General features: G+C 69.3%; 9 protein-coding genes and 2 pseudogenes. 3 read left to right on the top strand and 8 right to left on the bottom strand.

Features of this window, described 5'->3' with window-relative positions; translation table 11 throughout:
- Positions 1-120: 120 nt before the first annotated feature.
- From STRIP9103_RS18120 to STRIP9103_RS18130, 3 genes are all read left to right on the top strand, one after another.
- Complete coding sequence (locus tag STRIP9103_RS18120) at positions 121-1,704, top strand: acyl-CoA carboxylase subunit beta (protein WP_009314217.1); 1,584 nt, start codon at positions 121-123, stop codon at positions 1,702-1,704.
- A 57-nt stretch (positions 1,705-1,761) separates the two neighbouring features.
- Positions 1,762-1,953 (top strand): acyl-CoA carboxylase epsilon subunit, encoded by a 192-nt coding sequence (locus STRIP9103_RS18125; protein WP_009314200.1) that lies wholly within the window; start codon positions 1,762-1,764, stop codon positions 1,951-1,953.
- Between the two features lie 109 nt (positions 1,954-2,062).
- Positions 2,063-2,566 carry a hypothetical protein gene (locus STRIP9103_RS18130; RefSeq protein WP_009314214.1) on the top strand — a complete coding sequence of 168 codons (504 nt, stop codon included), beginning with the start codon at positions 2,063-2,065 and terminating at the stop codon, positions 2,564-2,566.
- Between the two features lie 90 nt (positions 2,567-2,656).
- Here the strand turns inward: STRIP9103_RS18130 and STRIP9103_RS18135 are convergent, their stop codons facing one another.
- The 8 genes and pseudogenes from STRIP9103_RS18135 to STRIP9103_RS18170 all read right to left on the bottom strand — a co-directional run.
- Entirely contained in the window at positions 2,657-3,238 is a 582-nt protein-coding gene (locus tag STRIP9103_RS18135; RefSeq protein WP_009314218.1) for a GTP-binding protein, read from the bottom strand.
- A pseudogene (locus tag STRIP9103_RS45530) lies at positions 3,219-3,788 on the bottom strand (DUF742 domain-containing protein). The gene STRIP9103_RS18135 and the pseudogene STRIP9103_RS45530 overlap by 20 nt, the downstream one beginning before the upstream one ends.
- Positions 3,789-3,885: 97 nt before the next feature.
- Complete coding sequence (locus tag STRIP9103_RS18145) at positions 3,886-4,299, bottom strand: roadblock/LC7 domain-containing protein (protein ID WP_004983065.1); 414 nt, start codon at positions 4,297-4,299, stop codon at positions 3,886-3,888.
- Between the two features lie 10 nt (positions 4,300-4,309).
- Positions 4,310-7,531, bottom strand: coding sequence for a sensor histidine kinase (locus STRIP9103_RS18150; RefSeq protein ID WP_181800322.1), 3,222 nt, complete (start codon positions 7,529-7,531; stop codon positions 4,310-4,312).
- A gap of 398 nt (positions 7,532-7,929) precedes the next feature.
- Positions 7,930-8,505 (bottom strand): GTP-binding protein, encoded by a 576-nt coding sequence (locus STRIP9103_RS18155; RefSeq protein WP_009314227.1) that lies wholly within the window; start codon positions 8,503-8,505, stop codon positions 7,930-7,932.
- Positions 8,486-8,884, bottom strand: a complete 399-nt coding sequence (locus tag STRIP9103_RS18160; RefSeq protein ID WP_009314205.1) for a DUF742 domain-containing protein — start codon at positions 8,882-8,884, stop codon at positions 8,486-8,488. Before STRIP9103_RS18160 ends, STRIP9103_RS18155 begins: the two co-directional genes overlap by 20 nt.
- Before the next feature lie 112 nt (positions 8,885-8,996).
- Positions 8,997-9,410, bottom strand: a complete 414-nt coding sequence (locus tag STRIP9103_RS18165; RefSeq protein ID WP_003973453.1) for a roadblock/LC7 domain-containing protein — start codon at positions 9,408-9,410, stop codon at positions 8,997-8,999.
- 9 nt (positions 9,411-9,419) lie between these two features.
- Positions 9,420-10,370, bottom strand: a pseudogene (locus STRIP9103_RS18170) (hypothetical protein); the annotation flags it as partial.

Below are 10,370 nucleotides of genomic sequence, written 5' to 3' on the forward strand. Positions count from 1 at the left end.
TTGAGCAGTCGGTTCGGCTGTATGCCGGGAGGGTTCTGTTCAGGGGTACCAGGAAAACGCGCCGGAGACTGTACGGAGTCAACGGGCCGGTTTTCTCCTTCGGCTTCGTAAGGTCACTACATGACCGTTTTGGATGAGGCGCCGGGTGAGCCGACGGATGCGCGCGGGCGAGTGGCCGAACTGCACGAGATCCGTGCCCAGGCGATCGCCGGCCCCAGCGAGAAGGCGACCGAGGCGCAGCACGCCAAGGGCAAGCTGACCTCCCGGGAGCGCATCGAGCTGCTGCTGGACCCGGGCTCCTTCAACGAAGTCGAACAACTGCGCAGGCACCGGGCCACCGGGTTCGGCCTGGAGGCCAAGAAGCCGTACACCGACGGTGTGATCACCGGCTGGGGCACGGTGGAGGGCCGTACGGTCTTCGTCTACGCCCATGACTTCCGTATCTTCGGCGGCGCACTCGGCGAGGCCCACGCCACCAAGATCCACAAGATCATGGACATGGCCATCGCGGCCGGGGCCCCGCTGGTCTCCCTCAACGACGGTGCGGGCGCCCGTATCCAGGAGGGCGTCTCCGCCCTCGCCGGGTACGGCGGCATCTTCCAGCGCAACACCAAGGCGTCCGGTGTCATCCCGCAGATCAGCGTGATGCTCGGCCCGTGCGCGGGTGGCGCGGCGTACAGCCCCGCCCTGACGGACTTCGTCTTCATGGTCCGCGAGACCTCCCAGATGTTCATCACCGGCCCGGACGTGGTCAAGGCGGTGACGGGCGAGGAGATCACCCAGAACGGTCTGGGCGGCGCGGACGTCCACGCGGAGACCTCGGGCGTCTGCCACTTCGCGTACGACGACGAGGAGACCTGCATCGCCGAGGTGCGCTACCTCCTCTCCCTCCTCCCGCAGAACAACCGGGAGAACCCGCCGCGCGTGGAGGCCACGGACGCCGTCGACCGCCGCGGCGACGTACTCCTGGACCTGGTCCCGGCGGACGGCAACCGGCCGTACGACATGGTCAAGGTCATCGAGGAGATCGTCGACGACGGCGAGTACCTGGAGGTCCACGAGCGCTGGGCCCGCAACATCATCTGCGCGCTGGCCCGGCTCGACGGTCAGGTGGTCGGCATCGTCGCCAACCAGCCGCAGACGCTCGCCGGTGTGCTGGACATCGAGGCCAGCGAGAAGGCCGCCCGTTTCGTACAGATGTGCGATGCCTTCAACATCCCGATCATCACTCTTCTGGATGTACCCGGCTTCCTCCCTGGTGTAGACCAGGAGCACGGTGGAATCATCCGCCACGGCGCGAAGCTCCTCTACGCCTACTGCAACGCGACCGTGCCCCGGATCTCCCTGATCCTGCGCAAGGCGTACGGAGGTGCCTACATCGTCATGGACAGCCAGTCCATCGGGGCCGACCTCACCTACGCGTGGCCCACCAACGAGATCGCCGTGATGGGGGCCGAGGGCGCCGCCAACGTCATCTTCCGGCGGCAGATCGCCGAGGCCGAGGACCCCGAGGCGATGCGCGTCCGGATGGTCAAGGAGTACAAGGCCGAGCTGATGCACCCGTACTACGCGGCCGAGCGCGGCCTCGTGGACGACGTGATCGACCCGGCCGACACCCGAGCGGTCCTCATCCGCTCCCTGGCCATGCTCCACACCAAGCACGCCGATCTGCCCTCCCGCAAGCACGGCAACCCCCCGCAGTAACCCAGCGGATCCCTCGCGGTACCCCTGCGGAAACCTCATCCCTGGAGACTGAGACCCATGAGCCTGCCTGATATCCGTGTCGAGAAGGGCCACGCCGAGCCCGAAGAGGTCGCCGCCATCACGGCCCTCCTGCTCGCCCGCGCCGCCGCCCGGCCCATCGAGACCCCGGCCCACCGGGGCCGCGCCCGCGCCGGCTGGCGCCGCCTGGAGCGCGAGCCCGGCTTCCGCGCCCCGCACAGCTGGCGCTGAGCACACACGACGAACACCGAAGGCCCCGGCCGCCCTTGACGGGCAGCCGGGGCCTTCACCCGTACGGTGGACCGGTACGGACGCGGGCTGACGGACGACGGGGGAAGCGATGGGCGTACCGGCCGAACTGGAGGACGAGGTGGCGCGGATCAACGCGCTGCTGAGGCCCCTGGCGAAGAGACGGGTGGACCTCACGGACCCCGACTGGCAGGCCCGGATGCGGCAGCGACGCCCTCTGGACGAGGCGAACGTCAGGGAGGAGGCCGAGACCGCGCTGGGCGACCTCCTCGACCTCTACGAACGGGAGGAGGAGCCGACCCGAGCGGCCATCCGCACCCTCCTGAACCACTACGACAGCTTCACCTGGGCCACGGGCCTGCCGACCGGCCGGACCCCGGAGGCGTTCCGCCGGGAGCTGCTGTACCTCTCCGCCAGGGACCAGGGCCATGACACCAGGGACGAACTGGTCACCCTCCACCACCTACGAGAGGAGGCCCACGAGGCAGGAGTCGACCTCCGCCCCATCCTGTTGGAGGTGGCCGAACTCTCCAGCACGAAGGACAAGTACGGCATGGGCTCGATCCGGGACATCCTGCGCGCGGCGGCCGGATAGCGCCCGCAGGGAGCTTCCGGCACGACCCGACACGACCAAGGGGCCCTCCCACCGAGGAAGGGCCCCTTCGTACGGCTGAGCGCCGCAGGCTTACCGCAGGCGCGCCATCAGCGCATGCTCGACCAGGGTGATCAGAGCCGACTTCGCGTCCGCGCGGTGCCGCGCGTCCGTCGTGATGATCGGCGTGTCGGGCCCGATCTGAAGCGCCTCCCGGACTTCGTCCGGATTGTACGGCTGCTGGCCGTCGAAGCCGTTGAGGGCGATGACGAAGGGCAGGCCGCTGTTCTCGAAGTAGTCGACGGCCGGGAAGCAGTCGGCGAGACGCCGGGTGTCCACGAGGACGATCGCCCCGATGGCGCCGCGGACCAGGTCGTCCCACATGAACCAGAAGCGGTCCTGACCGGGCGTACCGAAGAGGTAGAGGATCAGGTCCTGGTCGAGGGTGATACGGCCGAAGTCCATGGCGACCGTCGTGGTCGTCTTGTCCCCGGTGTGGGTGAGGTCGTCGATGCCCGCGGAAGCGGACGTCATCACGGCCTCGGTACGCAGCGGGTTGATCTCCGAGACGGCCCCGACGAACGTGGTCTTGCCCACGCCGAAGCCACCCGCCACCACGATCTTCGCTGAGGTGGTGGAGCGGGAAGGACCGCCGCTAGAGCTTGCGAAGTCCACTGAGCACCCTTTCGAGCAGTGTCACGTCTGGCTGGCCACCGGCGATCTCGTCGCCTCCGGGCTGATGGATGGCGACCAGGCCCGCCTCCGCCTAGTCGGCCACTAGGATCCTGGCCACGCCGAGGGGGATGGTCACAACCGCCGAGATCTCGGCTACCGATTTGATCTCCCGGCAGAGGTTGCAGATCCGCTGATGCTCGGGCAACTGGCCCTGCATCTGGTGCGGCTGCGCGGTGGTGTGCACCAGCGCCTCGATGGCGAGCTGGTAGCGCGGCCTGGTGCGACCGCCCGTCATGGCATACGGGCGCACCAGGGGGTTGCTCGCCGCCCCGGCGGGCGACGGCTCGGGGGTGCGGCGCTGCGGCTGTACCGGCTGGATGCGCGGCGCCGGCGGCTGGTCGTACGGCGAAGGGCCGGGACCCTGCGGTGCGTACGGCTGCTGGCGGCTCGGTGCGGAGGGGAAGTTGTACCGGTTCTGGTCACCCTGGCCCGGCCCCTGGCCAGGGTAGGACCAGTTGCCCGACGATGAACCGCCTGGGGGTGTTGCCACGTTCTCTCCTCCTCCGACTGTGCTGGCATCCAGGCTCATTGGAAGCCGCGTCCCGAAACCTTACGGCCCCGGGACGCCAATACGCACCGTCTGACTGTTAGTTGAGCAGGCTGCCCTGGAGCTCCGCACGAAGATCGGGCGTCAGGACCGTACCGGCTCGGTCCACCAGAAGGGCCATCTCGTACCCGATGAGACCGATGTCGGCTTCCGGATGTGCGAGAACGGCGAGCGAGGAACCGTCGGAAATGGACATGATGAAGAGGAATCCCCGCTCCATCTCCACAACCGTCTGATTGACGCTGCCACCTTCGAAGATGCGGGAGGCACCCGCGGTCAGAGAGGTCAGACCCGACGCGACGGCCGCCAGCTGGTCGGCTCGGTCGCGCGGGAACCCTTCGGACATCGCCAGAAGGAGTCCGTCGGCGGAGACCACCACCGTGTGCGACACCCCGGGGGTGTTGTCCACGAAGTTGGTGATCAACCAGTTCAGGTTCTGTGCCGCCTGGCTCATCGGGCTCACACTAACGCTCCTGGTTGTAGGTGCTGTCAGGACCGAAGCCCTGGCCGTTCGTTTCACTGCCTGCGTTGCGTCCCCGCTGGACCCCTCGGCGCAGGTTGCTCAGCCTGCCCCGGACGTCCTCGGGAGCGCGGGAGATCTGTGGACCTCCCTGCGGGGTCGTCTGTGCGGCACCCTCGACCAGGTTGGCCTTGGGCACCCGCCGCGGCAGGCCGGAGGAGGTGACCCCGCCCGCCTTCGGCTTCTTCAGCTGGGCGGCCTGCTGCCAGCGCTCGTCGTTGGCCGAGCGCCAGTCGCTCACCGGCTCCGAGGCCGCCGGCTGCTGGTCCTGGGCCACCTGCTGCCGGCCGTTCACGGCGGCCGTGTGGGTGCCGCCCGTGGCCGCGGTGGATCCGCGGCGGGGCAGGCCCGCGTCGGTCATCGCGTGGCCGGCGGAGGGGGTGGATCCCGGACGGTCGAAGCCTACGCGGTCCGGCTCCTTCACGTCAGCGGCCTGCGAAGATTCCGGTTCCGGAGCGTACTCGGAGCGGTAGGAGCTCTGGTAGTCCTGCTGCTGCGGCCAGTCGTCCTGATAGGACGGCTCTTCGAAGCCCGAGTAGGTCTCCGGAGCGACCGGGGCGGACGCCTCGGGCGGGGACTCCGCATAGGCGGGCTCCGGGTAACCGCCGGTAGCGCTGAACGTGTCGTTCCCGCCCGGCAGCTGACCGTTGCCGTTCGGCATGCCGCCGTTCGACCCGAAGTACGCCTCGTCGTACGACGGCTGCTGCGGCTCCGGGTAGGCCGACTGCTGGTCGAACGACCGCTGCGGGTCCACGAAGGCCGTCGCGCCGTTGTCGTAGGACGGCTCGGGCGCCTGGAAGTCGTCGCCGTAGCGCGGGGCCTCGACGGCGGGCTGCTGGTCGGTCTGACCGTGCGTCTGGGCCTCCAGCGCCGCGCGGCGCTCCTCGCGCATCAGTGAGCGGCCCACGGGGTCCAGCTCGCGGATGTCGTTGGGGACCTCGTAGCGGCTGTCGTCGAAACCGAGCTCGGCGGCCGTCCGCATCGGGGGCACGCTCGGCTGCTGGAAGGAGTGCTGCTCCGGGATGATCTGCGAGACGGTGAACTCTTCGCCCTGCGGCTGCTGCTCGCCACCGCCACCATGGGTGATGACGTCGGGGAGCATGACCAGCGAGGTCGTACCGGCCTGCTCGCCCGAGGGGCGCAGCTGGACGCGGATGCCGTGCCGGTCGGACAGCCGGCCGACCACGAAGAGACCCATGCGCTGCGAGATCGCGGCGTCCACGGTCGGCGGGTTGGCCAGCTTGTGGTTGATGTCCGCGAAGTCCTCGGCGGTCAGGCCGATGCCCTTGTCGTGGATCTCGATCATCACGCGGCCGTCGGGGAGACGGGTCGCGGTGACGCGGACCTTGGTCTGCGGGGAGGAGAACGTGGTGGCGTTCTCCAGGAGCTCGGCGAGCAGGTGCACGAGGTCGGTCACGGCGCGGCCGTGGATCTCGGCCTCCGGGACGCCGGAGAGCTCGATGCGCTCGTACTGCTCCACCTCGGAGGAGGCGGCGCGCAGCACGTCGACCAGCGGGACCGGCTGGTCCCAGCGGCGGCCGGGTTCCTCGCCGGCGAGGACGAGGAGGTTCTCGCCGTTGCGGCGCATACGGGTCGCCAGGTGGTCCAGCTTGAAGAGGTTCTCCAGCTGGTCCGGGTCGGCCTCGTTGTTCTCCAGGTCGGTGATCAGGGTCAGCTGGCCCTCGATCAGCGACTGGTTGCGGCGCGAGAGGTTGGTGAAGATCGCGTTGATGTTGCCCCGCAGCAGGGCCTGCTCCGCGGCGAGCCGGACGGCCTCGCGGTGAACCTGGTCGAAGGCGCGGGCGACCTCGCCGATCTCGTCCGTGGTGTTGATCGGGATGGGCGCGACCCGGGTGTCGACCCGGCCGGGGTCGGTGCGGGAGAGCTGGTCGACCAGCATCGGCAGACGCTGCTCGGCGATGCCGAAGGCGGCGTTGCGCAGCTGGCGCATCGAGCGGCTCATCTGGCGGGCCATGATCCCGGCGATGATGAACGCGGCGAGCAGGGCGACGACGACGATGGCGCCGTTGATGTAGGCGTCACGCTGGGCGTCGGAGGCGATCGTGGCGGCCTCGTCCACCGCGCGGTTGATCAGCTCGGTCTCGACCTCGCTGTAGCCCTCGAACTTCAGGGTGGAGGCGGCCATCCAGGTCGACGGGGTGATGCCCCGCCCCTCCAGCTGGTCGGGCGTGGCACCGCTGCCTATCGCCTCGATCATCTTCTCCATCGACGGCGGGGCCACGAAGTCCTTGCCCTGGGCCTTGGCCTGGGCGGCGGCGTCGGTGACCTGCTGCTCGCCCTCCTTGGTCTTCGCCTCCATCACCTGCTGCAGACGGGCGGCGTCCGCCTCGGTGCCACCGGAGACGTACTCCTGGATGGCGACGTTCTCCAGATAGGCGTACGAGGTGAAGGCGGCGAGCTGCCTGCGGAAGGTCGCCTCGTCCTCGCTGGGCCTGACCAGCAGGTGGGTGCCGATCGAGCGCTGCAGCGACGCGGCGCCCTTGGCGAGGGCGATGGCGTAGACCGTACGGCCGTAGGCGGTGACGTTGCCGGTGCCGAGGCCGAGTTCGTTGGAGAACTCCATCAGCAGGTGCTCGACGGCGACGTAACCCTCTTCGGTCTGCACCGGGTCGGCGGCCCGGGTGTACGCGGCCTGCCGGATGTCCTCCAGCTTCGGCTCGGCCTCCTCGACGAGGCGCAGCCGGCGCTCCAGGCCCTGCCCGGCGGGCATTCCGACGACCTCCGCGTGGAAGGCGTCGGCCTTCTCGTCGGTGAGAGCGCGGGCGTCCTTGACGGCCTCGTTCTCCCGGTCGCCGTTCAGCAGCGGTACGGCGGAGAGGTCACGTTCGTTGAGCAGCGCCTCGGCGTAGGCTCCGGCGGCGGCGACGATCTTGGCGACCTTCTCGGCGTCCCGTGCCTCCTGCCAGGTGTCGATCGAGCCCTTCACCTGGAAGCCGCCCATGACCAGGCCGACCAGCACGGGTATGAGCAGGATCGCGTTCAGACGGGTGGGCACCCGCCAGTTGCGAGGGGAGAGACGACTGCCGCTGGGCGCGGGGGCTGCCGTCGGCTCCGGTCCGGTCACTTGTGCGGGTGCCGCTCCGCGCGGCGGCGGGGTGAAGTTGCCCCGGGCTTGCGACTCGGGACCTTTCTTGCTTCGCCTCACTCGACCAACAACCTCTCGGCGCCGGCACCTACGTCGTGCCGCGGGTGACTCCACGCCCTAGTACGTCTTTGACTAATGGGCAGTTCAGGCATTCCAGCACGTCGCGTTGCGCACTTCCAAACACTGGGAAGCAACGATTCCGCGTGATGTAAGTCCTAGATAAAACGGTCATACAGAGCGAGCCCCGGCAAAAAGCGGGGCCATTGTGAGCGCAGCGGTACCGATCGACCGCGACGCGTGGTCGTACCACCCTATTTCTCTGTCGAAACGTTATGAACACCGAGGCCGACCGTGTCAAAGGACACAGTCGGCCTCGGTGTTACTACGACAACTGCCGTATGGCGTTGTGGACTTGGGTCGTGTTTTGAGGCCAGGAGTCGTACTTCTCCCGCCGCGCCCTAGCGCAGGCGGGCCATGAGTGCGTGCTCGACGAGCGTGATGAGGGCGCTCTTGGCGTCCGCGCGGTGGCGGGCGTCGGTCGTGATGATCGGGGTGTCGGGCCCGATCTGCAGGGCCTCGCGGACCTCGTCGGGCGTGTACGGCTGGTGCCCGTCGAAGCCGTTGAGGGCGATGACGAAGGGCAGGCCGCTGTTCTCGAAGTAGTCGACGGCCGGGAAGCAGTCGGCGAGACGCCGGGTGTCCACCAGCACCACGGCCCCGATGGCACCGCGGACCAGGTCGTCCCACATGAACCAGAAGCGGTCCTGACCGGGCGTACCGAAGAGGTAGAGGATCAGGTCCTGGTCGAGGGTGATACGGCCGAAGTCCATGGCGACCGTCGTGGTCGTCTTGTCCCCGGTGTGGGTGAGGTCGTCGATGCCCGCGGAAGCGGACGTCATCACGGCCTCGGTACGCAGCGGGTTGATCTCCGAGACGGCCCCGACGAACGTGGTCTTGCCCACGCCGAAGCCACCCGCCACCACGATCTTCGCCGAGGTGGTGGCCCGTCCCGGTTCAGAGCTTGCGAAGTCCACTGAGCACCCTTTCGAGCAGTGTCACGTCCGGCGCGCCACCGGCGTTCTCGTCGCCACCGGGCTGGTGGATCGCGACGAGTCCGGCCTCCGCGAGGTCCGCGACGAGGATCCGTGCCACACCGAGCGGCATGGACAGCAGGGCCGACACCTCGGCCACCGACTTCACCTCGTGGCACAGGTGGCAGATCCGCTGGTGCTCGGGAAGCAGACCCATCAGATGAGCGGGGTCTGCCGTCGTGCTGATCAGCGCCTCGAGGGCGAGCTGGTAACGCGGCCGCGTCCGGCCACCGGTCATGGCGTACGGCCGAACCAGCGGCTGGTCGCCCTCGTCTCCGTACGGCTCTGCGTACGGATCATGAGGAGCGGTGGGCGGGGTCATTGATCCTCCGAGCGGGACAGCAAGTCGGTCAGTCGAGCCATCTGACGGGGGCCGGTGGGGGGACTGTGGCGGCCGGACGGTGATTTGGTGAGTTCTATGGATCCGAGAGGCGTCAGTGGAGCAGACTGCCTTGGAGTTCGGCGCGCAGGTCGGGCGTGAGTACGGCGCCGGCGCGGTCGACGAGCAACGCCATCTCGTAGCCGACGAGGCCGATGTCGCACTCGGGGTGGGCCAGGACGGCCAGCGACGAGCCGTCCGAGACGGACATCAGGAAGAGGAAGCCGCGTTCCATCTCGACCACCGTCTGGGCCACGTTCCCGCCCTCGAAGATCCGGGACGCCCCGGCCGTGAGCGAGGTCAGCCCGGAGGCGACGGCGGCGAGCTGGTCGGCACGGTCGCGTGGGAACCCTTCCGACATCGCCAGAAGGAGACCGTCGGCGGACACGACGACGGTGTGGGACACCCCGGGGGTGTTGTCCACGAAGTTGGTGATCAACCAGTTGAGATTCTGTGCCGCCTGGCTCATCTGGCTCAACTAACGCTCCTGCTGGTGAGTGGGGCTCGGGAAGCTACCGGTCTGGCCGGTACCGGTACCGGCCTGTCGACCCTGCGCGATGCCCCGACGGAGATTGGTCAGCCGGCCGCGTACGTCATCGGGCGCACGTGAGACCTGCGGACCGCTTTGGTGCTGTTGCTGCTGAGCCGTCCCCGGCACGAGGTTCGCGCGAGGGACCCGGCGCGGCAGACCGGAGGTGGTGACTCCGCCCGCCGCCGGGCGGCGGACGCGTTCGGCCTGGCGGACCAGGTCGTCATTGGGTGTGTTGCGCCAGCCGGGAGACGCCGACGTGGCCGGGGCCTCCGGCAGCTGAGGCGCGGATCCCGCCGACTCGAACGAGCTGGAGAGCCTGGGCGAGGCCGGAGCCTGGGGCGCCTGCGCGGGCCGCTGCGGAACGCCGCCGCCCGGCTGCTGAACCTGCCGACCGCCCTGGCCGCCCTGTCCGTTCTGCTCGCCCTGGCCGTTCTGACCGTGGAACCAGTTGGTCTCCAGCGTGTCGTACAGCGGCGTACGGCCGTCGCCCGGCCCCGGGGCCGGCGGCAGTTCCCACCCGTCTCCCGGCCGCTGCGCGGCGCCCCTGTTGTCGGGCTCCTGCGGACGCGCCGGGCGCTGCTGGGGTACCGACGGACGCTGCGGCGGCATCGGCGGCCGGGGCGCGCCGAAGCTCTCGCCGTTGACCTGCGGACGCTCGAACCGCCCGGTGTCCTGGGGACGTTCGAACTGCCCGGTGTCCTGCGGGCTCTGGAGGCCGGACAGGTCGAACTGCCCGGTGCCCTGGCCGTTCGCCCGGCCCGGGACCGGGAACTGCCCGGTCTCCTGCGGGTTCTGCCGACCCGGCACCGGGAACTGGCCCGTGCCGGAGCCGTCGTAGCCCGCCGTGGCGAACTGGCCGGTGGACGAGGGGTCCTGCGCGCCGCCGCGGGACGGACC

The organism is Streptomyces ipomoeae 91-03 (assembly GCF_000317595.1).
Classification (GTDB): domain Bacteria; phylum Actinomycetota; class Actinomycetes; order Streptomycetales; family Streptomycetaceae; genus Streptomyces; species Streptomyces ipomoeae.